Annotated in this window: 22 protein-coding genes and 1 pseudogene; 21 read left to right on the top strand and 2 right to left on the bottom strand. The window is 64.0% G+C overall.

What is annotated here, in order from left to right; all coding sequences use genetic code 11:
* Positions 1-83 precede the first annotated feature (83 nt).
* Positions 84-860: a Crp/Fnr family transcriptional regulator gene (locus IVB28_RS20135; RefSeq protein WP_247528385.1), complete on the bottom strand. Its 777-nt coding sequence runs from the start codon at positions 858-860 to the stop codon at positions 84-86.
* 125 nt (positions 861-985) lie between these two features.
* Positions 986-1,282: a gamma-butyrobetaine hydroxylase-like domain-containing protein gene (locus tag IVB28_RS20130; RefSeq protein WP_247528615.1), complete on the bottom strand. Its 297-nt coding sequence runs from the start codon at positions 1,280-1,282 to the stop codon at positions 986-988.
* A 214-nt stretch (positions 1,283-1,496) separates the two neighbouring features.
* Between IVB28_RS20130 and IVB28_RS20125 the strand changes: the two genes are divergently transcribed.
* The 21 genes and pseudogenes from IVB28_RS20125 (at position 1,497) to IVB28_RS20025 (ending at position 24,171) form a co-directional block, all read left to right on the top strand.
* Positions 1,497-2,270 (top strand): ferredoxin--NADP reductase, encoded by a 774-nt coding sequence (locus IVB28_RS20125; RefSeq protein ID WP_247528384.1) that lies wholly within the window; start codon positions 1,497-1,499, stop codon positions 2,268-2,270.
* Positions 2,271-2,373: 103 nt separating this feature from the next.
* Positions 2,374-4,116 (top strand): fumarate reductase/succinate dehydrogenase flavoprotein subunit, encoded by a 1,743-nt coding sequence (locus tag IVB28_RS20120; protein WP_247528383.1) that lies wholly within the window; start codon positions 2,374-2,376, stop codon positions 4,114-4,116.
* 27 nt (positions 4,117-4,143) lie between these two features.
* Positions 4,144-4,377: a ferredoxin family protein gene (locus tag IVB28_RS20115; RefSeq protein WP_007593252.1), complete on the top strand. Its 234-nt coding sequence runs from the start codon at positions 4,144-4,146 to the stop codon at positions 4,375-4,377.
* 2 nt (positions 4,378-4,379) lie between these two features.
* Positions 4,380-5,357 carry a HEAT repeat domain-containing protein gene (locus IVB28_RS20110; RefSeq protein ID WP_247528382.1) on the top strand — a complete coding sequence of 326 codons (978 nt, stop codon included), beginning with the start codon at positions 4,380-4,382 and terminating at the stop codon, positions 5,355-5,357.
* 134 nt (positions 5,358-5,491) lie between these two features.
* Positions 5,492-6,664, top strand: coding sequence for a fumarylacetoacetate hydrolase family protein (locus tag IVB28_RS20105; RefSeq protein ID WP_247528381.1), 1,173 nt, complete (start codon positions 5,492-5,494; stop codon positions 6,662-6,664).
* 376 nt (positions 6,665-7,040) lie between these two features.
* The gene (gene ytfQ, locus IVB28_RS20100) at positions 7,041-8,006 is read left to right on the top strand and encodes a galactofuranose ABC transporter, galactofuranose-binding protein YtfQ (protein ID WP_247528380.1); all 966 of its coding nucleotides are present in this window, start codon (positions 7,041-7,043) and stop codon (positions 8,004-8,006) included.
* Positions 8,007-8,127: 121 nt separating this feature from the next.
* Positions 8,128-9,672 (top strand): sugar ABC transporter ATP-binding protein, encoded by a 1,545-nt coding sequence (locus tag IVB28_RS20095; protein ID WP_247528379.1) that lies wholly within the window; start codon positions 8,128-8,130, stop codon positions 9,670-9,672.
* Entirely contained in the window at positions 9,669-10,661 is a 993-nt protein-coding gene (locus IVB28_RS20090; RefSeq protein WP_247528377.1) for an ABC transporter permease, read from the top strand. The genes IVB28_RS20095 and IVB28_RS20090 overlap by 4 nt, the downstream gene beginning before the upstream one ends.
* A complete protein-coding gene (yjfF, locus tag IVB28_RS20085) occupies positions 10,658-11,638 on the top strand; it encodes a galactofuranose ABC transporter, permease protein YjfF (RefSeq protein ID WP_247528375.1) in 981 nt (326 codons plus the stop codon). Before IVB28_RS20090 ends, yjfF begins: the two co-directional genes overlap by 4 nt.
* Positions 11,635-12,411, top strand: coding sequence for a FadR/GntR family transcriptional regulator (locus IVB28_RS20080; protein WP_247528374.1), 777 nt, complete (start codon positions 11,635-11,637; stop codon positions 12,409-12,411). Before yjfF ends, IVB28_RS20080 begins: the two co-directional genes overlap by 4 nt.
* Positions 12,408-13,334 (top strand): Gfo/Idh/MocA family oxidoreductase, encoded by a 927-nt coding sequence (locus IVB28_RS20075; protein ID WP_247528373.1) that lies wholly within the window; start codon positions 12,408-12,410, stop codon positions 13,332-13,334. Before IVB28_RS20080 ends, IVB28_RS20075 begins: the two co-directional genes overlap by 4 nt.
* A 6-nt stretch (positions 13,335-13,340) precedes the next feature.
* A complete protein-coding gene (locus IVB28_RS20070; protein WP_247528372.1) occupies positions 13,341-14,417 on the top strand; it encodes an aldose epimerase family protein in 1,077 nt (358 codons plus the stop codon).
* Positions 14,417-15,295, top strand: a complete 879-nt coding sequence (locus tag IVB28_RS20065; protein ID WP_247528614.1) for an SMP-30/gluconolactonase/LRE family protein — start codon at positions 14,417-14,419, stop codon at positions 15,293-15,295. Before IVB28_RS20070 ends, IVB28_RS20065 begins: the two co-directional genes overlap by 1 nt.
* A 73-nt stretch (positions 15,296-15,368) precedes the next feature.
* Entirely contained in the window at positions 15,369-16,442 is a 1,074-nt protein-coding gene (chvE, locus tag IVB28_RS20060) for a multiple monosaccharide ABC transporter substrate-binding protein (RefSeq protein ID WP_247528371.1), read from the top strand.
* 147 nt (positions 16,443-16,589) lie between these two features.
* Positions 16,590-18,167 carry a multiple monosaccharide ABC transporter ATP-binding protein gene (mmsA, locus tag IVB28_RS20055; protein WP_247528370.1) on the top strand — a complete coding sequence of 526 codons (1,578 nt, stop codon included), beginning with the start codon at positions 16,590-16,592 and terminating at the stop codon, positions 18,165-18,167.
* Positions 18,164-19,354: a multiple monosaccharide ABC transporter permease gene (gene mmsB, locus IVB28_RS20050; RefSeq protein WP_247528369.1), complete on the top strand. Its 1,191-nt coding sequence runs from the start codon at positions 18,164-18,166 to the stop codon at positions 19,352-19,354. Before mmsA ends, mmsB begins: the two co-directional genes overlap by 4 nt.
* Before the next feature lie 190 nt (positions 19,355-19,544).
* A pseudogene (locus IVB28_RS20045) lies at positions 19,545-19,827 on the top strand (hypothetical protein); the annotation flags it as partial.
* The gene (locus tag IVB28_RS20040) at positions 19,817-20,590 is read left to right on the top strand and encodes an SDR family oxidoreductase (RefSeq protein WP_247528368.1); all 774 of its coding nucleotides are present in this window, start codon (positions 19,817-19,819) and stop codon (positions 20,588-20,590) included. The pseudogene IVB28_RS20045 and the gene IVB28_RS20040, both read left to right, overlap by 11 nt.
* Positions 20,591-20,665: 75 nt before the next feature.
* Entirely contained in the window at positions 20,666-21,601 is a 936-nt protein-coding gene (locus IVB28_RS20035) for a carbohydrate kinase (RefSeq protein ID WP_247528367.1), read from the top strand.
* 113 nt (positions 21,602-21,714) lie between these two features.
* Positions 21,715-23,136 carry an amidase family protein gene (locus IVB28_RS20030; protein WP_247528613.1) on the top strand — a complete coding sequence of 474 codons (1,422 nt, stop codon included), beginning with the start codon at positions 21,715-21,717 and terminating at the stop codon, positions 23,134-23,136.
* Positions 23,137-23,220: 84 nt separating this feature from the next.
* Positions 23,221-24,171 (top strand): ABC transporter permease, encoded by a 951-nt coding sequence (locus tag IVB28_RS20025; protein ID WP_247528366.1) that lies wholly within the window; start codon positions 23,221-23,223, stop codon positions 24,169-24,171.

The raw sequence follows: 24,171 nt of genomic DNA, 5'->3' as shown, positions 1-24,171 counted from the left end.
CGGGAAAAGTTGATTGCATACTCCTTGGGCAGTCCTGCACTATAAAGCCGCTTGCCTGTGCATCGGCTTGATCGCACATTCTGCTAATCAGATGTGTGTCCACGCATCTCCTCCAGCACGTCCGTCCGGCAGACGACGATCTGCGAGCGTTTGGTCAGAACGATTCCCTTCTCCTGCATGCGCTTCAGGCTGATCGTGACCCATTGTCGTGTGGCCCCGACCATGTGGGCAATGTCGGCATGGGTGAAGGCAGCGGCGATCACGCAGCCGTCCGCGTCCTCGACGCCATAGAGTTCGACGAGATGTAGCAAGAGGTGCGCAAGGCGCTGCGTGATCGAGCGCGTCCCCAGCATTTGCGCCAACGCCGAATAGCACTTGCCCTTGAAGGTGAGGCCTTCGATGAGACCGATCGCGAGGTTCGGGATCTCTACGGCAAGGGTGCGCAGTTCCTTTCCGGGCAGGTGCACCACGCTGCAATTGCTGGATGCGACGCCGGACCATTGATGCACTGTGCCTTCGAACACTTCAGGCCCGCCGACGAAATTGCCGACATGCCAATAGGCCAGCGTGATCTCGCGCCCGAGCGGAGAGGTGTAGAATACCCGGATACGGCCACTCTCGATCAGCCAGATACCGTCATGTTTGCTGCCCTGGCTGAACAGCGTCTGGCCGCGGTTGAGCACCTTGCGGCGGCCCTGCTTCAGCACCAGCTCCCGCTCCCGCGGCGAGAGCTTGTCCATCAACGGCGGCGGTCCGCCAATCCATTGCTGGTTCTCGGTCAGCAGCAGCGAGGAGCTGCCGGGAGGCCGGACTGCCGGGGGAATAGCCCCGCGAACCACATTGGCGGCCTGCAACATCATCTACCTCCGGAACGTTCAAATCGTTCTAAAGAGGAGCAATGTCCGTGCCAGATGGGAAGTGCCAACCTCCGGCGTCATTCCGGGCTCGCCCTTCGGGCGCGCCGGAATGACGACACCGGTAATGGTCAATGCCCTGCCAAGCTCAGCAGATACGGCTTGGGGTAGATTCCCCGGTTGTGCCCGTCCGAAAACGCGATGTTCAGTCCATAGCCGAGATCGCCGATCTCGGTGATTGCGATCCCCGGAAACGCTTCCGGGAAGCGGCCGTCGAAACGGGCGCGGGTGCAATGGGCGCATTTGCAGGACAAGCGGAGTGTTTCGGCGGGGACGCTCAGTGCATCGTCCAGTGTCGTGCGGATGAGGAGCGCGGCGAGATCGGCGCTTGCTTCATAGTCGGCCACGGTCGGTGCCACCAGGGTCATGGTCATGACGAACCTCTGGCTCTTTTCTACGTCGGCGCGGGACGGCATGAATAGCAACTAATTGCCGGCGCGGATGCATGAGAGGGCGGCCGTCTGCCTTCGCTTCTCTCACCGCCCGTGAAATGTGAAACTAATCGACCGGAAATCTCACTTCCGAATTGCCGGACACTCCTCTCTCCGAAACCTTGAGCGCAATCAATGGCAAGGAGAGACCATGAGCGGATTTCAGAAGGAGACGGTTCTGTCGGTCAGGCACTGGACCGAATCCCTGTTCAGCTTCACTGCGACGCGTGATCCCGGCTTTCGTTTCCAGAACGGCCAGTTCGCGATGATCGGGCTCGAGGTCGAAGGCAAGCCGTTGATGCGGGCTTACAGTATGGCCAGCGCCAATCACGAGGAGGCGCTCGAATTCTTCTCGATCAAGGTGCAGGACGGCCCACTGACCTCGCGCCTGCAGAAGATCAGGGAAGGCGACATCATCCTGGTCGGCCGCAAGGCGACGGGTACGCTCATCACCGGTAATCTCATTCCCGGCAAGCGCCTGCTGCTGCTCTCGACCGGAACGGGACTTGCGCCCTTCGCCAGCCTGATCAAGGATCCTGACGTCTACGCGAATTACGAGACTATCGTGCTCGCCCATGGCTGTCGCCAGGTTTCCGAGCTCGCCTATGGCGAGCACGTCGTCGCAGACCTGCGCGATCACGAGTTCTTCGGCCCCCTGATCCGCGACAAGCTCGTCTACTACCCGACTGTGACCCGCGAACCTTTCAGGAATCGCGGCCGCATCACCGATCTGATCGCTTCCAACCAGATGTTCGACGACATCGGCCTATCCGGCCTCGATATCGAGACCGATCGCATCATGCTGTGCGGCAGCCCGGCGATGCTGGAGGAACTGCCCGCGATGGTCTCCGCGCGCGGCTTTGTCGAGGGCAACCACAGCCAGCCCGGTCATTTCGTCATCGAGAAGGCTTTTGTCGAGCGCTGAGGCCAAATCGGGTCCCGGCGACAACTAATTGCTATCGCCGGAAACCCACCTGAATAAATCTGATGCAAAGGCGCCGGACCTGCCGGCGAACCAGGAGCAAGCGATGGCACTAGATCAGATCGTCGACGGACTTTCGGAGGTTTCCTGCGACGTGCTGGTGATCGGCGGCGGCACGGCCGGCCCGATGGCGGCGCTGAAGGCGAAGCTGAAGAACCCAAAGGCCAACGTCGTCCTGCTCGAAAAGGCCAACGTCAAGCGCTCCGGCGCGATCTCGATGGGCATGGACGGGCTCAACAACGCCGTCATTCCCGGCTATGCCACGCCGGAGCAATACACCAAGGAAATCACCATCGCGAATGACGGCATCGTCGACCAGAAGGCCGTCTATAAATACGCGCAGAACTGCTACAAGATCGTCGAGGAGCTCGACAGTTTCGGCATCCGCTTCCTGAAGAACGAGAACGGCGACTACGCCGTCAAGAAGGTGCACCACATCGGAAGCTACGTGCTGCCGATGCCGAACGGCGAGACCGTGAAGAAGGCGCTCTATCGCCAGCTGCGCCGCGCCCGCATTCTGATCTCCAATCGCTACATGGCGACGCGGCTGCTCAAGTCCAGTGACGGCCGTATCGCCGGTGCGATCAGTGTCAACACCCGCACCGCGGAGATCCTTGTGATCAGGGCCAAGGCCGTGATCCTGTGCATGGGCGCCGCCGGCCGCCTGGGCCTGCCGACCTCCGGCTACATGTTCGGCACCTACGAGAATGCTGCCAATTCCGGCGACGGCTATGCGATGGCCTATCACGCCGGCGCCGCGCTTGCGAACCTTGAATGCTACCAGATCAATCCGCTGATCAAGGACTATAACGGCCCGGCTTGCGCCTATGTCGCCGGTCCCTTCGGCGCGTTTACCGCGAACAACGAGGGCTCCCGCTTCATCGAATGCGACTACTGGTCGGGCCAGATGATGCTGGAATTCTATAATGAGCTCCTGTCCGGCAAGGGGCCGGTGTTCCTCCAGCTCAAGCATCTCCATCCGAACACCATCGAGGAAATCGAAACGACGCTGCACAAGGTGGAGCGACCAACCCGCGGCCTGTTCCAGCAAGGTCGTGGAGTCGATTACCGGAAAGAGTCGATCGAGATGCACATCTCTGAGATCGGCTTCTGCTCCGGCCACAGCGCCTCCGGCGTGTTCGTCGACGACAATGCGCGCACCACCGTGTCCGGCCTCTACGCCGCCGGCGACATGGCGAGCGTTCCGCACAACTACATGCTCGGCGCCTTCACCAACGGCGCCGTGGCCGGCATCGACGCCATGGAGTTCGCTGACAGCCATGACTTTGCGGAATTCGACGCAGCCGATGTCGCGATGGAGCGCGACCGCGTGTTGGCGCCGACGAAGCGCGAGGACGGCATTCCTCCGAACCAGGTCGAGTACAAGACCCGCCGCCTCGTCAACGACTATCTCCAGCCGCCGAAAGTCACGCGAAAATACGAGCTCGGCATGCGCCGCCTGGCCGAGGCGCGGGAGGACATGCAGGAGCGCATGATCGCGCGCAACGCGCACGAATTGCTCCGCGCGCTCGAAGTGCAGTCGATCATGGACTGCGCCGACATGGCTGCGCACGCCTCGCTCTATCGCGAGGAGAGCCGCTGGGGCCTTTATCACTGGCGCACGGACTTCCCGGAGAAGGACAACGAGAACTGGTTCTGCCACACCTTGCTGAGCAAGCAGAACGGCAAGATGACTAGCGAGAAGCGCGCCGTCGAGCCTTATGTCGTTCCGATCGCGGACGACGAGAAGGACCTCTACGACAAGCAGCGCATCCGCGCCACCGCCTGACCCATCGCGAAACAACAGGAGATAACGATGCCCCTCGCTTCCTATCAGACATCGGTCCCGGTGGTCGTCGACGATGCCAAATGCATCGCGGACAAGGGCTGCACTGTTTGCGTCGACGTCTGCCCGCTCGACGTGCTCCGTATCAGCGACATGACCAACAAGGCCTACATGGCCTATGACGAGTGCTGGTACTGTATGCCCTGCGAAGCGGATTGTCCGACCGGCGCGGTCACCGTCAACATTCCCTATCTGTTGAGGTGATCATGTCGAGCCCGTTCGAATCCTACGACGATCTCGAAGACGCCGACGAGCGGCTTCAAGCTGCCGATCCCGCGGAACGTCGCGTCGCCATCATCGCACTCGGCCATTCCGGCGATCCCGCGGCAGTTGCGCATCTCGCCAGCATGGTCTCCGATCCGGACGCCGGCGTGCGCCAGCAGGTCGCGATGGCGCTGGGCGAGTTCGACGGGCCCGAGGCGGCAAGAGCGCTTGTGAAGCTGCTGGTCGATCCGGAAAGGATCGTGGCGACGGCCGCCGCCGACAGCATGGCCGAGTTCAAGGATCCCGCTTGCGCGGACGTGATTCTGCTGCTGGTGAAGCACACCCACGCCTTTGTCCGCATTGGCGCGCTGCGTGCGCTGAAGGAGCTGCGCCGTAAGGACACGTTGAAGCCGGCGCTGGAAGCGCTGCAGGATTCCGATGCCGCCGTGCGCGTGCAGGCGATCGGCGTGATCGGATTCCTCAAGCTGGAGGAATCTATCCCTGCTCTGACCGCGCTGATCAACGACCCGGACGCGCATGTGCGCCGTGCCGCCGTGAGCGCGCTGGCGTTCTCGCAGATGAAGCCGGCGGCCGAAACGATCACGCGTGCGCTGAAGGACAGCGACTGGATGGTGCGCGAGATGGCGGCGGAAACGCTCGGCCTCAACGTTAACGGTTCGCTCGCCGCCGACCAACTCGTCGCCTGCCTAGCCGACGAGTTCTGGCAGGTGCGGCTGAAGGCAATCCGCAGCCTTGGCAAGATGAAGATCGAGCGCGCCGTGCGCCCGATCGGCCATTGCATCAACCATGACCAAGCCAATTTGCGGAAAGAGGCGGCCGCGGCGCTCGGCGAGATCGCGCATCCCGACGGCGAGGCGTTCCTGGCGGTCATTGCCGACGACGGCGATCCCGACGTGCGCAAGAATGCCCGCTGGGCACTGCAGCAGATCGCAGCGCGTAAAGCACGCGCAGGCGCATAGAGGCACGGGCAGGGGGCATAGCGGCCTTCGCCGCTGCTCTGGACATCCGGAGAGCCATACGTTTATTGGTCTTCGCCAATGTGATCGGCCATCGTTGAACGTGGCCGGTCCGAAAAGCAGCGAGGACGCCAGCCATGACCACATTGACGGTGAAGGATCTTCTCCCCGAGGACGGAACGCGGGGAACGCTGGCCGGCCGCGTCTGGTTGCCGCAGGTGAACGGTCCCGCAGTGGTCGCCGTGCGTGACGACGGCGTGTTCGACGTTACCGCAAGATTTCCAACCATCAGCGCGCTCTGCGAAGAGGACAATCCGGCCAAGGCGCTTGCGGCGACCAAGGGCGAGCGCATCGGCGATCTCGAAGCGATCGTCGCCAACACTGCGCCCGATGGGCGCGACTCGAATAAGCCGTGGCTGCTGGCGCCCGTCGATCTCCAGACGGTGAAGGCCGCCGGCGTCACCTTCGCCATCTCCATGCTGGAGCGCGTGATCGAGGAGCGGGCAAAAGGCAATCCAGCCTCGGCCGAGGCGATTCGGAAAGAGGTGACGCGGCTGATCGGCGACGATCTGTCGAAGCTCAAGCCCGGTTCGGACCAGGCGATGCATCTGAAGCAAGTGCTGATCGACCAGAACGCCTGGAGCCAGTATCTCGAAGTCGGCATCGGCCCGGACGCGGAGGTCTTCACCAAGGCGCCGACGTTATCTTCGGTCGGCACCGGCATGGATGCCGGCCTGCATCCGAAATCGACCTGGAACAACCCTGAGCCGGAGCTGGTGCTGTTCGTCTCCAGCCGCGGCAAGATCGTCGGTGGCGCGCTCGGCAACGACGTCAATTTGCGCGACTTCGAGGGTCGTTCGGCGTTGCTGCTGTCGAAGGCCAAGGACAACAATGCCTCCTGCGCGATCGGCCCGCTGCTGCGCCTGTTCGACGACAGCTTTACGCTCGACGATGCGCGCAAGCTGGACATCAGCCTGAACGTGAAGGGCGCGGACGGTTTCGTCCTCGACGGCCATTCCTCGATCAGCAAGATCAGCCGCGATCCGACGGATCTGGTCGAACAAACCATCGGCAAGGTGCATCAATATCCTGATGGCTTCGTGCTGTTCCTCGGCACGATGTTCGCGCCGGTCAAGGATCGTGACGCGCCGGGGCAGGGGTTCACCCACAAGCGCGACGACATCGTCACGATCGCCGCGCCTCAGCTCGGCAAGCTCGTCAACCGCATGCGCACCAGTGACGAGTGCGAGCCCTGGACCTTCGGAATTGGTGCGCTGATGAAGAACCTGGCGCAGCGGAGGGTGATTTAGCGCCGGCTTTCCCTCACGTTGCCCCCGAGCAGCGCGATTGGAGAATCGACGTTCGTAAAAGGTCGTCATGCCCGGGCCTTGTCCCGCCTGCGCGGCCGAAGCCGCTTCGGCGGGACAAGCCCGGCCATGACGATGTGGCGCTGGCCAAGCCGCATCATTCCTTCACCTTCTCGTTGCATCAACGGAACAAAATCGCGCCTGGCGTGTCATACGGGGGTCCTCCCGTCGACGGTCGTCGCTACACCTAATAGTCAAATAATATGACTAGTCGGAACCAAATTTCCGTGGGATAGTGCTTTCCGCCGCCTCGAATGTCGGCCTGCGGGTGCCATGCTACCGAATGGCGCCCCGGATAACATCTTGGGAGACACGCCTGATGACCCTCAAAGCCCTTTTTGCGGCCAGTGCTACGGCCGCGTTGTTGCTCGCGCCGCCGGCCAATGCCGCCGAGCTCACCATCGGCTTCTCGCAGATCGGATCGGAATCCGGCTGGCGCGCGGCCGAGACCTCGGTCTCCAAGCAGGAGGCCACCAAGCGAAAGGTCAATCTCAAGATCGCCGACGCGCAGCAGAAGCAGGAGAACCAGATCAAGGCGATCCGCTCCTTCATCGCGCAGAACGTCGATGCAATCTTCCTCGCGCCGGTCGTGTCGACCGGCTGGGACTCGGTGCTGAAGGAGGCCAAGGAGGCCAAGATCCCGGTCGTGCTGCTCGATCGCGACATCGATCCCTCCGGCAAGGAACTCTATCTCACCGCCGTCACCTCCGACAGCGTGCACGAAGGTGCGGTCGCGGGCGACTGGCTGGCCAAGACCGTCGGGACGAAGGCCTGCAACATCGTCGAGCTGCAAGGCACGGTCGGCGCCAGCGTGGCCGCAAACCGCAAGAAGGGTTTTGACACGGCGATTGCCAAGCACGCCAACCTGAAGGTGGTGCGCAGCCAGACCGGCGACTTCACCCGCGCCAAGGGCAAGGAGGTGATGGAGAGCTTCATCAAGGCCGAAGGCGGTGGCAAGAACATCTGTGCGGTCTATGCCCACAATGACGACATGATGGTCGGGGCCATTCAGGCCATGAAGGAAGCCGGTCTCAAGCCCGGCAAGGACATCCTCACTGTCTCGATCGACGCAGTCCCGGATATCTTCAAGGCGATGGTTGCCGGTGAAGCCAACGCCACGGTCGAGCTGACGCCGAACATGGCGGGTCCGGCCTTCGATGCCGTCGCGGCGTTCAAGGAGAAGGGCACCGTTCCGCCGAAATGGATCCAGACCGAATCCAGGCTGCTCACCGCCGCCGACGATCCGCAGAAGGAATACGACAGCAAGAAGGGCCTCGGTTACTGAGGCGGGCGCATTGCCGGGCCGCCGTCTTCGGTTGGTCCGGCAAACCCCTTCGAAAACGCCGCGCGAACGCATAGGCTGGATGCCCGCATCATCGGTGGGCACCCGTGGGAGTGACTTTGCCATGCAGAACAGCCTTGATCCCGCTGCCCCGCTGCTGGAGGTGCGCGGGATCAGCAAGAGTTTTGGCGCTGTGCGCGCGTTGCAGGAGGTCGACTTCACGCTCCGCGCCGGCGAGATCCACGCGCTGCTCGGTGAGAACGGCGCCGGCAAGTCTACCCTGATCAAGGGCGTCACCGGCGTATTTCCGCGCGACGCCGGCATCGTCAGGATCGGCGGTGAAGAGATCGCGCCGCGCTCGGCCAAGGCGGCGGTGGCAGCGGGCTTCGCCACCGTCTACCAGGAAGTCAATCTGCTGCCGAATCTTTCGGTGGCGCAAAACCTGTTCCTCGACCGCCAGCCGATGCGCTTCGGCATCGTGCGCCAAGGTGAAATGCGCCGCCGCGCCAAAGCGCTGCTGGCGGATTTTGGCCTGGATATCGATGTCGCCGCACCGCTCGGCAGCTATTCCGTGGCCGTCCAGCACGTCACCGCGATCGCGCGCGCGGTCGATCTCTCGGCCCGCGTGCTGATCCTGGACGAGCCGACTGCGAGCCTCGACCGCCACGAGGTCGAGATCCTGTTCGGCATCATGCGCCAGCTTGCAAAGCGCGGCATCGGCATCGTCTTCGTCAGCCACTTCCTCGATCAGGTCTACGAGATATCCGACCGCATCACGGTGCTGCGCAATGGCCGCCTGGTCGGCGAGCGCGAGACCGCCTCGCTGCCGCGGCTCGACCTGATCCGGATGATGCTCGGCCGCGAGCTGGCAGAGACCACCGGCGCGCGCGCTTCGGCAGGCGAGCACAAGGTGCGCGATATCTGCGCCAGCTTCGAAAATTATGGCAAGTCCGGCTATGTCGCGCCGTTCAATCTGGAGCTGCGTCATGGCGAGGTCGTTGGTCTCGCCGGTCTGCTCGGCTCGGGCCGCACCGAGACGGCGCGGCTGGTGTTTGGCGCTGAGCGCGCCGATAGCGGGCAGGCGAGGGTGGAGGGCGCGCCGGTGCGGCTGCAATCGCCCCGCGACGGCGTTCGCCACGGCTTTGGCTATTGCCCGGAGGAGCGCAAGACCGAGGGGATCGTCGCCGAGCTCACTGTGCGTGAGAACATCGTGCTCGCGCTCCAGGCCAAGCGCGGGCTGCATCGTCCGCTGTCGCGCCGCGAGCAGGACGAGATCGCGCGCCGCTACGTCAAGATGCTCGACATCCGCCCGACCGATCCCGAACGTCCCGTTGGCCTGTTGTCCGGAGGCAATCAGCAGAAGGTGCTGCTGGCGCGCTGGCTAGCGACCTCGCCGCGGCTCCTGGTGCTGGACGAGCCGACCCGCGGCATCGACGTTGGCGCGCATGCCGAGATCATCCGCCTGATCCGCGAGCTCTGCGACGACGGCTTGTCGCTGCTCGTGATCTCCTCCGAGCTCGACGAGATCGTGACCTATTCGGACCGCGTGGTGGTGCTGCGCGACCGTGCTCATGTCGAGGAACTCGCGGGCGAGGCGATCGAGGTCGGCAATATCTTGGCGGCCATTGCCGCCGACGGCGCCGCTGCAGCGCACGAGGTCCACCCATGACGGCGCTGCTGCCGCGCCGCGGCCTGGCCCAGCTCCTGGCGTTGATCGTCATTCTCGCGGTTGACCGCGTGGTGTCGCCGCAATTCTTTGACCTGCGCCTTCAGGACGGCCGTCTCTTCGGCAGCCTCATCGACGTGCTCAATCGCGGCACGCCAGTGGCGTTGCTTTCCCTCGGCATGGTGCTGGTGATCGCAACGCGCGGCATCGACCTGTCGGTCGGCGCGATCATGGCGATCTCCGGCGCGATCGCTGCGAGCCTTGCCGACAGCCACGGTTTGCCCGTGGTGCTCGCTGCCGCGCTTGGAGCGGGCCTTGTCTGCGGATTGTGGAACGGATTTCTCGTTGCTGTCCTCGGAATGCAGCCGATCGTGGCGACGCTGATCCTGATGGTGGCAGGGCGCGGCATCGCCCAGCTCATCACCGAAGGACGGATCGTGACCTTCAGTTCGCCGGATCTGGTCTGGCTCGGCAATGGCGCGGTGCTTGGCCTTCCGGTGCCGGTCGCGATTGCCCTGGGCATGCTGATCCTGACCGCCGCAGTGGTGCGCGGTTCGGCGCTCGGTCTTTTGATCGAGGCGACCGGCGGCAATGCGCGGGCGAGCGAGCTTGCCGGCATCGGCACGCGTGCGATGATCCTTTCGGTCTATGTCTGGTGCGGCGTCTGCGCCGCGCTCGCCGGGGTGATCGCGGCGGCGGACATTATGGGGGCGGACGCCAACAATGCCGGCCTCTGGCTCGAGCTCGATGCGATCCTGGCGGTGGTGATCGGCGGTACCTCGCTGTTCGGCGGCCGCTTCAGCCTCGTGCTCGCCGTGCTTGGCGCACTGATCATCCAGACTATGAACACTGGAATTCTGCTGTCCGGCTATCCGCCGGAATTCAACTTGCTGGTCAAGGCGGTGGTGGTGCTCGCGGTGCTGCTGTTGCAATCGCCGAAGCTGACCGGTTTTGCCGGCATCGCCGCGCGGCTGCGGAGGACCAAAGCATGAAAGGCCTGCCGCCCGTCCTGATCACAGCCGTCGTGCTCATTGCGGGCTTTGTGCTCTGCGCGGTGCAATTCCCCAACATCGCCTCGACCCGCGTGGTCGGCAATCTTCTCACCGACAGCGCCTTCCTCGGCATCGTCGCCACCGGTATGACCTTCGTCATCATCTCCGGCGGTATCGATCTGTCGGTCGGTTCGGTGATCGGATTTACCACCGTCTTCGTCGCGCTCGCGATCGAGCGCTGGGGCATGCCGCCGCTGGTCGCCTTCGTTGCCATCCTCGCGCTCTCGGCGGCCTTTGGCGCGGCGATGGGGACGGTGATCCATGTGTTCGATCTGCCACCGTTCATCGTGACGCTCGCCGGCATGTTCCTGGCGCGCGGCGCGAGCTTCCTGCTGTCCACGGAATCGGTGCCGATCACGGCACCGATCTATTCGACGGTCTCCGACTTCGCCGTTCGGATGCCCGGCGGCGGGCGTTTGACCGCGATAGCGATTATCATGCTCGTGATCGTCATCGGCGGAGCCTTGCTGCTGCAGCTCACGAGGTTCGGCGCCAATGTCTATGCGCTCGGCGGCAGCCGGGCGACCGCGAGCCTGATGGGCGTTGCTGTCGGCAAGATGACGGTGAAGATCTACATGCTGTCGAGCCTGCTTGCGGGCATTGCCGGCATCGTCTTCTCCTTCTACACCAGCGCGGGCTATTCGCTCTCCGCCGTCGGCGTCGAACTCGACACCATCGCGGCCGTCGTGATCGGCGGCACGCTGCTCACGGGCGGCCAGGGCTCGGTGATCGGCACCTTCCTGGGCGTCCTGATCCAGGGCCTGATCCAGACCTACATCAATTTCGACGGTACGTTGTCGAGCTGGTGGACCAAGATCGCGACCGGAATCCTGCTGTTCGCCTTCATCGCCTTGCAGCAGGGATTGGTCGCGCTCGCGCGGCGGCCGAGGACGAAGAGCTTGGGAGCCGCGACATGACCTCGCGTATCGTGGTTATCCCGACGCGGCGGGCTCACTCCAATCATGCGGAGGTCGCCCGCTCGATCGGCGTCGACATCATCGCCGGCCGCTACGCGGAGGGGACGCGGTTGCCGGGCGACGCCGAGATGATCGCGATGTTCGGCGTGTCGCGGCCGGTGCTGCGGGAGAGCGTGAAGACCCTTGTGGCCAAGGGCCTGCTCACCACCAAGGCGCGTGTCGGAACTGTCGTGCGCGAACGCGCAGCCTGGAACATGTTCGATGCCGACGTGCTGGCTTGGCACCTGGATGCCGGCATCGACAAGCGTTTCCTCAACGATCTCGCCGAGATCCGTCTTGCGGTCGAGCCGCGCGCGGCGATGCTGGCGGCCGCCCAGCGGTCGGAGGATGATCTCGCCGAGCTTCACCGCTGCATGAACAGTATGCGGCTTGAAGCTTCCGACTCCGTCGGCTTTGCCGATGCCGACCTCGCGCTTCACGTTGCCGTGGCGCGCGCCTCCGGCAATCTGTTCATGCGCTCGATCGGCCACGTCATCGAGGCGGCTCTGCGCGCCTCGTTCCTGCTCAGTGCACCGGTCGAGCCGGGGGACCGCGACGCCGTGCTGCTCTGGCACCAGAGGATCGTCGATGCGATCGCAGCGGGCGATGCCGAAGCAGCCTCGGAGGCAATGGTCTTCGTCATTCACAACGGCATGCATCGCCACGAGGGCGCCGTGATCGAAACCGCGCCGGCGGAGGCGTTGCCAGCCGCGGAATCTGGAGAGGGATCATGACGGAACTTCGCATCGCCATCGTCGGCTTCGGCAAGATCGCGCGCGACCAGCATGTTGGCGCGATCGCCGCGGTGCCCGGCGCGACACTGACCGCGGTTGCCAGCCGCAACGCCTCGCTGCCGGGACTGCCACATTTCGCCACCCTCGAGGAGTTGCTGGAGAAGGGGCCTGATATCGATGCGGTCTCGCTCTGCACGCCGCCGCAGGTCAGGCGCGCGCAGGCCGCCGCGGCGCTCAAGGCCGGCAAGCATGTCATGCTGGAGAAGCCGCCGGGCGCCAGCGTTGCCGAGCTCGATCCGCTGATCGCGATGGCGACGGAGGCAAAGCGAACGCTGTTTGCGACCTGGCATTCGCGGCACGCGCCGGCGGTCGAACCCGCGCGACAATGGCTTACCGGGCGACGCATCAAGTCGGTGCATATCGACTGGAAGGAAGATGTTCGCGTCTGGCATCCAGGGCAGGGCTGGATCTGGGAGCCGGGCGGTCTTGGCGTGTTCGATCCCGGCATCAATGCGCTGTCGATCCTGACCAGGATCCTGCCGTATCCGGTGTTCGTCACCGCGGCCGAACTGGCCTTTCCCGCCAATCGCCAGGCGCCGATCGCTGCAAACCTGACAATGGCCGACATCGACGGCCTGCCTGTGACCGCCGAATTCGACTTTCGCCAGACCGGGCCGCAGAGCTGGGATATCCTCGTCGAAACCGATCAGGGCCGGATGATCTTGTCGGGCGGCGGCGCGCGCATGGCCATCGAAGGCAAGGTGCTTGCCGAGGCGCCCGATGAGGAATATCGCGGACTGTACCGGCGCTTCGTCGAGCTCACGGCGACGGGCGCTAGCGACGTCGACCTGACGCCGCTTCGTCTCGTCGCCGACGCCTTCCTGCTCGGCCGGCGCACCGTCGTCGAACCGTTTGTGGATTAGACAGACATGGTTGGCCCAAAAATCGAGAAAGATGTCTTCGGAACCCTGCCGGACGGCCGCAATGTCGAGCGCATCGTGCTGTGCGGTGAGGGCGGGTTCGAGGCACGCGTCATCGCTCATGGTGCGGTGCTGCAAGCGCTGATCGCGCCGGATGCCAATGGCGGCCACGACGACGTCGTCCTCGGCCATGACGCGTTTGCCGGCTATCTCGCGGAACGAAAGTTTCTCGGTGCCACCGTCGGCCGCTACGCCAACCGCATCGCCAAGGGACAATTTTCGCTCGATGGCGAGACGGTGCAGCTTGCCGTCAACAACGGTCCGAATGCGCTGCATGGTGGCCTTGAGGGGTTTGATCGCAAGCTCTGGGACATTGCGGCGATCGACGATGGCGCCAGGCCCGCGGTGACGCTCACTTACACGAGCCCGCACGGGGAAGAGAACTATCCCGGCCGGCTCGATATCCGTCTGACCTATCGCATCACTGGGCCGACCGAACTGTCGCTGAGCATGGAGGCGCGGACCGACCGGCCGACCATCGTCAACCTGACCAACCACAGCTTCTTCAATCTCGAGGGCGCGGCGTCAGGCGTGCCCATTCTCGACCACAAGCTGACGGTGGCCGCCGAGCATTTCCTCGCCATCGATCCCACCGCCATTCCATTGCCGGAACCGCCGCTTAGCGTTGCCGGGACGCCATTCGACTTCCGCAGCGCGCGGCCCGTGGGCGAGCGCATTCGCGAGAGCGACCAGCAATTGCAGAACGGCAGGGGCTACGACCACACCTACTGCCTCGGCCGTGACGGCAAGCTGGCGCTCGCCGCGCGGCTGGAGGCACCGCGCTCGGGGCGGACCATGGAGCTGTTCACCGACCAGCCCGGCCTTCAGGTCTATTCCGGCAACTATCTGGACGGCACGATTTCGGGGAAGGGCGGCAAGCTCATCCGGCAGTCGGACGCCATGTGCCTGGAGCCGCACATCTGGCCTGATGCGCCGAACCGGCCGGATTTTCCGAGCCCGCGCCTTGAGCCCGGCGAAGTCTACCGCCATCACACGGTCTATCGCTTCGGAGTGAGGACGCCATGATGGAACAGGTGCCGACCTCGGTTCTCTCTAGCGATCCCTGCCATCTCGGCGAGGGCCCGACCTATGACGTCACCACCGATACCGCCTGGTGGTTCGACATCCGCGAGGGACGGCTGTTCGAGGCGCAACTCGGCAGTGGCAGCATCCGCGTCCATGCGCTCGGCCGAATGGCGAGCGCGCTCGGGCGTATCGATGCCGAACGGCAGTTGATCGTCGCCGAGGACGGCCTCTACGTCCGCCAGCTTGCAGACGGGGCCATGACGTTGTTGCTTCCCCTCGAAGCTGACAATCCCATGACCCGCTCCAACGATTGCCGCGTGCACCAGTCCGGCACGTTCTGGCTCGGGACCATGGGCAAGAGGGCCGAGCCGAAGGCCGGGGCGATCTACGCACTCCATCGCGGCAAGATCTCGACCCTGTTTCCCGGCATCAGCATCCCGAATTCGATCTGCTTCTCGCCGGATGGGGCCACCGGCTACTTCACCGATACGCCGCATGCGGTGCTCTACTCCGTGCCGCTCAATCCGGCGACTGGCCTGCCGCGCGGCGAGCCGGAGGTGCTGTTGCGTCACACCGGAATCGGCGGCCTCGACGGTTCAGTGTGCGATGCCGACGGAAGGATCTGGAACGCCTGCTGGGGCGCGAGCCGTATCGATGTCTACTCTCCGCAAGGCGAGCGGCTGCACTCACTGAGGGTGCCGGCGACACAGGCGAGCTGTCCCGCTTTCGTCGGCCCCGATCTGTCGCGCCTCCTCGTCACGTCGGCCTGGCAGGACATGGACGCAGCCGCGCGCGCCGCCGATCCGCAAGCCGGTTGCACTTTTCTATTGGAGGCATCCGCGCGCGGTCGCGCGGAGCCAGACGTCAAGCTCGCATAGGAGACTAGAGGCAGCCCACCACGACGTTCTCGATGAAAACAAAGAAATGGTTTGACACCCAAGGGAGTAAAACATGCTGAAACTGAAGACGACATTCCTCGCACTGGCGCTGGCCGGCGCCGCGTCCATGGCCACGGGCCTCACCGCCTCCGCCCAGGACAAGGCGACCGTCGGCATTGCGATGCCGACCAAATCGTCGGCGCGATGGATCGACGACGGCAACAACATGGTCAAAGTGTTGAAGGAGCGCGGCTACAACACTGACCTGCAATATGCCGAAGACGACATCCCGAACCAGCTCTCGCAGATCGAGAACATGGTGACCAAGGGGGCGAAAGCGCTGGTGATCGCCGCGATCGACGGCACCACGCTGTCCGACGTGCTCAAGCAGGCCAAGGCCAAAGGCATCACCGTGATCGCCTACGATCGCCTGATCCGCGGCACGCCGAACGTCGACTACTACGCGACTTTCGACAATTTCCAGGTCGGTGTGCTCCAGGCGCAATCGATCGAACAAGGCCTCGGCCTGAAGGACGGCAAAGGCCCGTTCAACATCGAGCTGTTCGGCGGCTCGCCCGACGACAACAATGCCTACTTCTTCTATAACGGCGCGATGAGCGTTCTGAAGCCCTACATCGACAGCGGCAAGCTCGTCGTCGCCTCGGGCCAGATGGGCATGGACAAGGTCGCGACGCTGCGCTGGGACGGCGCCACCGCCCAGGCCCGCATGGACAATTTGCTCAGCGCCTACTATGGCAACAAGAAGATCAATGCCGTGCTGTCGCCCTATGACGGCATCTCGATCGGCATCATTTCCTCACTGAAGGGCGTCGGTTACGGCAGCGCCGGTCAGCCGATGCCGATCATTTCGGGTCAGGATGCTGAGGTGCCCTCGATCAAGGCGATGCTGCGCGGCGACCAATATTCGACCATCTTCAAGGACACCCGCGACCTCGCCAAGGTGACCGCCGACATGGTCGACGCTGCGCTCGCGGGCAAGCAGGTCACAGTCAACGACAGCAAGACCTACGAGAACGGCGTCAAGACCGTGCCGTCCTACCTGCTCAAGCCTGTCGTGGTCTACAAGGACAATTGGGAGAAGGTTCTGGTCGACAGCGGCTACTACAAGAAGTCGCAGTTCCAGTAAGTTGAGTGCTCCGTCGTTCCGGGGGCGATGCGCAGCATCGAACTCTGGTGCGCAATTGCGCACCCGAGAACCTCGAGATCCGGGTTCGATGCTTCGCATCGCCCCGGAATGACGGTGGAGGGACGAGGGATTGAGGGACATCACGCCATGACCGCAATGCTGGAGATGCGCAACGTCAGCAAGAGCTTTGCCGGTGTGCAGGCGCTGCGCGACGTCAACTTCTCGGTTGACGCCGGACAGATCCATGCTCTCGTCGGCGAGAACGGTGCTGGCAAGTCGACGCTGATGAAGGTGCTCAGCGGCGTCTACCCGGCCGGCAGCTATGAGGGCACCATTATCTTTGATGGCGAGGAGCGCCGCTTCCGCGACATCAACGATTCCGAGGCGCTCGGCATCATCATCATCCACCAGGAACTGGCGCTGATCCCGCTGATGTCGATCGCGGAAAACATCTTCCTGTCGCATCCGCCATCGAAGCTCGGCGTCATCGACCGCGACGAGGTCTACCGGCGCACGCGTGAGCTGCTGACGCAGGTCGGTCTGAAGGAATCCCCTGACACCCTGATCACCGATCTCGGCGTCGGCAAGCAGCAGCTGGTCGAGATTACGAAGGCGCTGTCCAAGCGGGTGCGGATGCTGATCCTGGACGAGCCGACCGCGAGCCTCAACGAGGCCGACAGCGCCGCGCTGCTTGAACGCCTGATGGCGTTTCGCGAGCAGGGCATCGGCTCGATCCTGATCTCGCACAAGCTCAACGAGGTCGCCAAGGTCGCCGATCACATCACGGTGCTGCGCGACGGTCGCACCGTCGACAGCATCGACTGCCGCAGCGAGCCGATCCAGGAAGACCGCATCATCCGCAGCATGGTCAATCGCGATCTCGCCCACCGCTTCCCAGAGCGCAACGCCAAGATCGGTGAGCCCGTGCTCACCGTCGAGAACTGGTCGATCTACCATCCGATTCATCCCGAGCGGCAGGTGATCAAGAACGTCGATTTCAGCGTCAGGCGTGGCGAGGTCGTCGGTATTGCCGGCCTGATGGGTGCCGGCCGCACCGAATTCGCGATGAGCCTGTTCGGTCGCTCCTGGGGCACTGCGATCAGCGGCTCTCTTCGGCTCGAAGGCAGGCAGATGGTGCTGCCGAGTGTCGCGGCCGCGATCGACGCCGGCCTTGCCTATGTCACCGAGGATCGCAAGCAGCTCGGCTTGATCCTGGCCGACGACGTCCGCAAGAACATTACGCTGGCGAGCCTCGACCAGGTCGCACCGGGCCGGGTGATCGACGACATGGCCGAGCTGAAGATCGCCAGCGACTATCGCACCCGCATGCGCATCCGCTGCTCCGACGTCTACCAGGAGACCGGCCAGCTCTCCGGCGGCAACCAGCAGAAGGTGGTGCTGTCGAAATGGCTGATGACCGACCCCAAGGTCCTGATCCTGGACGAGCCGACGCGGGGTATCGACGTCGGTGCCAAATACGAGATCTACTGCATCATCAACGAGCTGGCGGAAGCCGGCCGGGGCGTCGTGGTGATCTCCTCGGAGATGCCCGAACTGCTCGGCATCTGCGACCGCATCTGCGTCATGAACGACGGCGCCTTTGTCGGCGAGTTCAAGGGCTCGGATGCGACACAGGAAAAGATCATGCGCGCCATCATGCGCAACGAACGAAACATTGGGAACGCCGCGCCCGCGGCCGCCGAGATGGGAGGAATGCAGCCATGACCGACAAGACGGTATCGCTGCCCGAGGAGCGTCGGCACGGCAGCTTCATCAAGAACAATTTGCGCAACTACGGCATGCTGATGTCGTTGATCGCGATCATGCTGTTCTTCCAGGTCATGACCGGCGGCACGCTGCTGCAGCCGCTCAACCTGACCAACCTGGTGCTCCAGAACAGCTACATCGTCATCATGGCGCTCGGCATGCTGCTGGTGATCGTCACTGGCCACATCGACCTCTCGGTCGGATCGGTTGCCGGCTTCGTCGGCGCGGTGGCCGCCGTGCTGATGGTGACCTACAAGGTCGACTACACGCTCGCCTTCATCGCCTGCCTGTTGCTGGGGGCGGCCATCGGCGCGGCGCAGGGCTATTGGGTGGCCTTTTTCGGCATTCCGTCCTTCATCGTGACGCTGGCGGGCATGCTGGTGTTCAAGGGGCTCGCGCTCGCGGTGCTGCAGGGCCAGTCACTCGGCCCGTTCCCCGCGACGTTCCAGAAGCTGTCGTCCGGCTTCATTCCGGAACTTCTGCCCGAGGCCGGCACGCTGCATCCGACCTCCATGCTGATCGGTGCCGTGCTCGCGCTCGGCCTCGTCTATGCCAGTGCCAAGGGGCGGTCGCGCGAGCAATCGCATGGCATCGAGGTCGAGCCTTATGCGTTTTTCCTGGGAAAGAGCGTTCTGCTCGCCTGCGCCGTGCTCTATTTCACCTATCTGATCGCCTCGCATCGCGGCCTGCCGAACGTGCTGGTCATCATGACGGTCTTGATCGCGCTGTACGGCTTCGTCACCCGGCGCACCGTGATTGGTCGGCAGGTCTATGCGGTGGGCGGCAATGCGAAAGCGGCAAAATTGTCGGGCATCAAGACGGAGCGGCTAACCTTCCTAACCTTCGTCAACATGGGCGTGCTCGCCGCGCTGGCGGGCCTCGTCTTCGCCGCGCGCCTCAACACTGCGACCCCGAAGGCAGGCCTCGGCTTCGAGCTCGACGTCATCGCTGCCTGCTTCATCGGCGGTGCCTCGGCTTATGGCGGAGTAGGGCGCGTCGGTGGCGCCGTGGTCGGCGCCATGATCATGGGCGTGATGAACAACGGCATGTCCATCCTCGGCATCGGCATTGACTATCAGCAGGTCATCAAGGGCCTGGTGCTGCTGGGGGCGGTGTGCATCGACGTCTATAATCAGCGGCGGTAGCCGCGACGACGGTCACGCAGGGTGGGCAAAGGCGCAACGCGCCGAGCCCACCATGTTTCCGCGATCGTGTAGAGGTGGCAACATCAAGCGGCTGCCCGCGGCACTGCCGGCGGTCTACCGGCAGGTCGCGCACTGATGGCGAGCCCCATTGCTCACGTGATGGGCATATGATCGAATGGCCGGATGGAGCGGCGTCGTACCGGAGCATCTGAAGTTTCGAACGCGACGGCGCCGGGGGCTGGCGGGCAATGATCCGGGTTGCCGAACATCTCGGCAGTGACACCTTCCTGTATGTTGATGCGAGCCCTCTCGGCGTGCTGACGCGCTATGCCGGCGGGTTGAGCCCGCATACCGCGATCGCATCTCCCCTGCTGCCTGATCCCGCGCGCATTCATCACTTCGACGATGCTGGTGACGCGCTTTCGCAGCCGACAAGAAACGGCAAGGAACGGAAAGACCATCATGTACCTTGAAAAATTCAAGCTGAACGGCAAGACCGCGTTCATCACCGGCGGCGGGCAGGGCATTGGCCTTGGCTGCGCGGAAGCGCTGGCTGAAGCCGGCGCCAGCGTCATCATCGGCGACCGTGACAGCAAGGTCGCCGACAGCGCCAAAGCCAGCCTGAAGGCGAAGGGCTTTGACATCGAGACCGCGATCATGGACGTCACCGATACCAAGCGCGTGGCTGAGGTCGCAAATGATCTCGTCGCCCGCCACGGCAAGGTGGACATTCTCGTCAACAATGCCGGCATTGCGCGCAGTGAGACGCCAGCGGAGACCGTCACCGACGAGCACTGGCTGAACGTCATCGACGTCAATCTCAACGGCACCTTCTGGTGTTGCCGCGAATTCGGCAAGCATATGCTGAAGGCCAAGAGCGGCGCCATCGTCAATGTCGGCTCGATGTCCGGATTCATCGTCAACAAGCCGCAGGAGCAGTGCTTCTACAACGTCTCCAAGGCGGGCGTGCATCATCTGACCAAATCGCTGGCGGCCGAATGGGGCGCGCGCGGCATCCGCGTCAATGCGGTGGCACCGACCTATATCGAGACGCCGCTCAACGCTTTCGTGAAGAGCAACGCCAAAATGTATGACGCCTGGATCAGTGGAACTCCGATGGCGCGGATGGGGCAGGTCGAGGAGATCGCCTCCGTCGTGCTGTTCCTGAGCTCGGAAGCCGCAAGCCTGATGACCGGCAGCATCGTGTTGGTAGATGGCGGCTACACTTGCTGGTAGGCTTGCGTCAAAACTGACGCGAGGTCGATCGCCACGCTCACGCGGCGATGGATGACGTCGCGGGAGGTTGAACGGATGCTTCTGTCCTGCGGCGATGCGTTGATCGATTTCGTCCCGACGCGAAACGCCGACGGGCGCGAGGCGGTGATGCCCGCGGTCGGCGGCTCGTGCCTGAACGTCGCGATCGGCATGGCGCGGCTCGGCGCGCCGAGCGGCTTCGTCGGCGGCATCTCGACCGACCTGTTCGGGCGCATGATCGCCGATCACGCCGCAGCCTCCAACGTCGACCTCAGCCTCGCCACCCGCAGGGACCTTCAGACCACGCTCGCCTTTGTCCGCATCGTTGCGGGCGAATCGCACTATGCCTTCTACGATGCCGGGACCGCGACGCGAGACTGGGCCTATCGGCGCGGGTCCATTCCCTTCGATACAGTCGCGGCCGTTCATGTCGGCTCAACCACACTTGTCAACGACCGGGGAGCCGCCGAGACCAAAGCGCTGATCGCGGATGCGCGCGCATCCTCGACGATCTCCTTCGATCCGAACTGCCGGCCCAATCTGGTCAAGCACAAGCAGGCCTACCTGGCGCGCATGGCCGAGTTCGCCGGCAGGGCCGATCTCATCAAGATGTCGGACGTGGACTTCGCTTATCTGTTCGGCGACGAGCGTTACGCGCAGCGAGCGAGCGCGTTGCTGGGGCAGAGTGCGAGCCTCGTCGTCATCACCCGCGGCAGCAACGGTGCGATCGCGTGGCACGCGGGGGCAGGGCAGATCGAGATCACCGCACCGCAGGTCGAGGTCGCCGACACTATCGGCGCCGGCGACAGCTTTCAGGCGGCGCTGCTGTTCGCCCTGCACAGGCAGGGGAGGCTCGCCCGGTCGCGATTGAAGGACATCGGTGCCGACGAACTCCGCCGCGCACTGTCCTTTGCCGCCAATTGCGCCGGCCTGACCTGCACCCGCCCGGGCGCCGACCCGCCCTGGAGCCGCGAGATTACTTGGCCCCTGTAGCGCTCACAGCGGGGTTCACGACCAAAATGGCATTGGACGGCGAGATAACAAAACTGTCATTCTCGCTGTCAATGGCTGAGCGAACGGGGGACGCCTCGGAGCGTGATGTGATGATGAACGGCGATCCCTGCCTCCTCCCCGCAACCGAACTGCGCAGGCTCATCGCTGCAAGGACGATTTCGCCTGTCGAGATCGTCGCTGCCGTGCTTGCGCGCGCCGACGCCCTGCAGCCCGAACTGAACTGCTTCATCACGTTGTGCGGCGACGAGGCGATGGCGCAGGCGCGTGCGGCGGAGCGTAAGGTGATGGCGGGCGAGGCGCTCGGCTTGCTCCACGGTATTCCCGTCACCGTCAAGGACATCGTCAACACCAAGGGCGTCAAGACCACCTTCGGCGCCGTTCCCTACAAGGACAACATGCCGACAGAGGATGCCGTCGCCGTTGCGCGGCTGCGCAGCGAAGGCGCGATCCTGATCGGCAAGACCACGACGCCGGAATTCGGCAGCAAGTGCCTGACGGATTCACCTCTGTTCGGCCGTACCCGCAATGCGTGGGACGCGTGCCGGTCCTCCGGCGGCTCCAGCGGCGGCGCGGCTGTTGCGGTTGCCAGTGGCATCGCGCCGCTCGCGGTCGCCACCGACGGCGGCGGCTCGACCCGGATTCCCGCCGCCTGCAACGGCGTGGTGGGCTTGAAGCAGAGCAACGGCGTGATCCCGCACAGCCAGGCGCTGGATGTGTTCGGCAACCAGACCTATGTCACGCCGACCACCCGCACCGTCGCCGACACCGCGCTGATGATGCAGGCGATGTCAGGCGAGGATCCGAGCGATCCCTGGTCCATCGGTGTTCCCGTGCCTGATTTCGTCAGCACGGCTGCCACGGGCGGCGATCTGCGCGGGCAGCGGATCCTTTACTGCCTGACGCCGCCGGGCCGTCCGGTCTCCGCCGAAGTCGCCGCCAGTTTCAAGGCGAGCCTCGACCGGCTGGCGGACCTCGGTGCCGAACTCGAGGAATTCTCCGGCGAAGGTTTCGATATCGAGCCGATCTGGCGCGCCATCAACCACACCGTCTGGCGCACGCGCTTTGCCAAGCTTGCGGCCGAGCACAAGGATGAGCTGAGCGAGGCTTTCCTCAAGCAGCTCGCGCTCGCCACCGAGGTCAGCGGCGTCGACTATCAGGAGGCGATGTTCGCGCGCACCGCGCTGTTCCGCCGCGTGCAATCGCTGCTTGCGCGCGGGCACTTCCTGGCGATGCCGACTTTGACGCGCACCGCGCTGCCGATCAGCCAAGATTTGTTCGGCAGCATCGAGATCGATGGTCGGCATTTCGACAGCGTCCGGCCGAACTGGTTCCCCTGGACCATGCCGTTCAACATGACCGGCCATCCCGCGGTCAGCCTGCCCTCGGGTTTCGGCCGCGACGGCCTGCCGATCGGGCTCCAACTCGTCGGCCGTTTCCGCGGCGATGCGGAATTGCTGCGCGTCAGCGCCCTGTTTGAGGCTTCCGCCGACCTTCTGTCCCGCTGGCCGGCTTGACGAGATGGGCATGCGGCAAAGCACTTGCCTCCGGCGTCCGGACATGTTGATCGTGCTGCGGTTAAGCCCCGAAGCCGAGCGCGCATGAGCGTCTTTGTCCTCCGACGTGTCCTGACCTTGCTGGCGACGCTGGTCGGCGCCTCGCTGATCATTTTTCTGGTGCTCGATGCTCTTCCCGGCAACGCCGCGCAAATGCTGATGGGGGCCGATGCCTCCCCGGACGCGGTCCGCGCGCTCACCGTCAAGCTCGGGCTCGACCAGCCGCTGGCGGTTCGTTATCTGCACTGGATCAAGGGACTTCTCTCCGGCGATCTCGGCAATTCCTATGTCTACGGCACGCCAGTCGCCAGCCTAATCGCCGAGCGGCTCGTGCTGACGTTTCCGCTCGCCATCATGGCCATGACGATCACGGTGACGCTGGCGCTGTCGGCCGGCATCTACACCGCCGCCAACCACAACAAGCTTGGCGACGTCGGCGTGATGTCGCTGACGCAGGTCGGCATCGCGCTGCCGAATTTCTGGTTCGCGATCCTGCTGGTCCTCTTGTTCTCCGTGCGGCTGCAATGGCTCTCGGCGGGCGGCTTTGCGGGCTGGGAGGACGGCATCTGGTTGGGGGTCAAGTCGCTGCTGCTGCCGGCAATCTCGCTCGCGGTGGTGCAGGCCGCGATCCTCGCGCGCGTCACCCGTTCGGCCGTGCTGGACGTGCTGCGCGAGGATTTCGTCCGCACCGCACGTGCGAAGGGGCTCGGCAGGCGCGAGGTGCTGTGGCGCCATGTGCTGCGTAACGCCATGATTCCCGTCATGACGGTGATGGGACTGCAATTCGCCAATCTGCTCGCCGGTACCATCGTGATCGAGAACGTGTTCTACCTGCCGGGCCTTGGCCGCCTGATCTTCCAGTCGATCGCCAACCGCGACCTGATCGTGGTGCGCAATTGCGTGATGCTGCTCGCCACCATGGTGGTCATCGTCAATTTCGTGGTCGACGTGCTCTATGCCTTCATCGATCCCCGCATCAAGGTTCACGACCTGTGA

It is taken from the genome of Bradyrhizobium sp. 199 (assembly GCF_023073355.1).
In the GTDB taxonomy this organism is placed as follows: Bacteria; Pseudomonadota; Alphaproteobacteria; order Rhizobiales; family Xanthobacteraceae; genus Bradyrhizobium.
Note: the sequence above shows the minus strand (reverse complement) of the source record. Positions and strands in the feature narration are given on the sequence as shown.

What these genes read in the sequence shown, in the direction of transcription:
- IVB28_RS20080 (WP_247528374.1), top strand. Translation starts at nt 11,635, where the DNA reads ATGACCTCGCGTATCGTGGTTATCCCGACGCGGCGGGCTCACTCCAAT.
- IVB28_RS20095 (WP_247528379.1), top strand. Translation starts at nt 8,128, where the DNA reads ATGCAGAACAGCCTTGATCCCGCTGCCCCGCTGCTGGAGGTGCGCGGG.
- IVB28_RS20035 (WP_247528367.1), top strand. Translation starts at nt 20,666, where the DNA reads ATGCTTCTGTCCTGCGGCGATGCGTTGATCGATTTCGTCCCGACGCGA.
- IVB28_RS20065 (WP_247528614.1), top strand. Translation starts at nt 14,417, where the DNA reads ATGGAACAGGTGCCGACCTCGGTTCTCTCTAGCGATCCCTGCCATCTC.
- IVB28_RS20090 (WP_247528377.1), top strand. Translation starts at nt 9,669, where the DNA reads ATGACGGCGCTGCTGCCGCGCCGCGGCCTGGCCCAGCTCCTGGCGTTG.
- chvE (WP_247528371.1), top strand. Translation starts at nt 15,369, where the DNA reads ATGCTGAAACTGAAGACGACATTCCTCGCACTGGCGCTGGCCGGCGCC.
- IVB28_RS20115 (WP_007593252.1), top strand. Translation starts at nt 4,144, where the DNA reads ATGCCCCTCGCTTCCTATCAGACATCGGTCCCGGTGGTCGTCGACGAT.
- mmsB (WP_247528369.1), top strand. Translation starts at nt 18,164, where the DNA reads ATGACCGACAAGACGGTATCGCTGCCCGAGGAGCGTCGGCACGGCAGC.
- yjfF (WP_247528375.1), top strand. Translation starts at nt 10,658, where the DNA reads ATGAAAGGCCTGCCGCCCGTCCTGATCACAGCCGTCGTGCTCATTGCG.
- IVB28_RS20070 (WP_247528372.1), top strand. Translation starts at nt 13,341, where the DNA reads ATGGTTGGCCCAAAAATCGAGAAAGATGTCTTCGGAACCCTGCCGGAC.
- IVB28_RS20130 (WP_247528615.1), bottom strand. Translation starts at nt 1,282, where the DNA reads ATGACCCTGGTGGCACCGACCGTGGCCGACTATGAAGCAAGCGCCGAT.
- IVB28_RS20120 (WP_247528383.1), top strand. Translation starts at nt 2,374, where the DNA reads ATGGCACTAGATCAGATCGTCGACGGACTTTCGGAGGTTTCCTGCGAC.
- IVB28_RS20075 (WP_247528373.1), top strand. Translation starts at nt 12,408, where the DNA reads ATGACGGAACTTCGCATCGCCATCGTCGGCTTCGGCAAGATCGCGCGC.
- IVB28_RS20105 (WP_247528381.1), top strand. Translation starts at nt 5,492, where the DNA reads ATGACCACATTGACGGTGAAGGATCTTCTCCCCGAGGACGGAACGCGG.
- IVB28_RS20125 (WP_247528384.1), top strand. Translation starts at nt 1,497, where the DNA reads ATGAGCGGATTTCAGAAGGAGACGGTTCTGTCGGTCAGGCACTGGACC.
- IVB28_RS20040 (WP_247528368.1), top strand. Translation starts at nt 19,817, where the DNA reads ATGTACCTTGAAAAATTCAAGCTGAACGGCAAGACCGCGTTCATCACC.
- IVB28_RS20110 (WP_247528382.1), top strand. Translation starts at nt 4,380, where the DNA reads ATGTCGAGCCCGTTCGAATCCTACGACGATCTCGAAGACGCCGACGAG.
- IVB28_RS20025 (WP_247528366.1), top strand. Translation starts at nt 23,221, where the DNA reads ATGAGCGTCTTTGTCCTCCGACGTGTCCTGACCTTGCTGGCGACGCTG.
- IVB28_RS20030 (WP_247528613.1), top strand. Translation starts at nt 21,715, where the DNA reads ATGAACGGCGATCCCTGCCTCCTCCCCGCAACCGAACTGCGCAGGCTC.
- IVB28_RS20135 (WP_247528385.1), bottom strand. Translation starts at nt 860, where the DNA reads ATGATGTTGCAGGCCGCCAATGTGGTTCGCGGGGCTATTCCCCCGGCA.
- ytfQ (WP_247528380.1), top strand. Translation starts at nt 7,041, where the DNA reads ATGACCCTCAAAGCCCTTTTTGCGGCCAGTGCTACGGCCGCGTTGTTG.
- mmsA (WP_247528370.1), top strand. Translation starts at nt 16,590, where the DNA reads ATGACCGCAATGCTGGAGATGCGCAACGTCAGCAAGAGCTTTGCCGGT.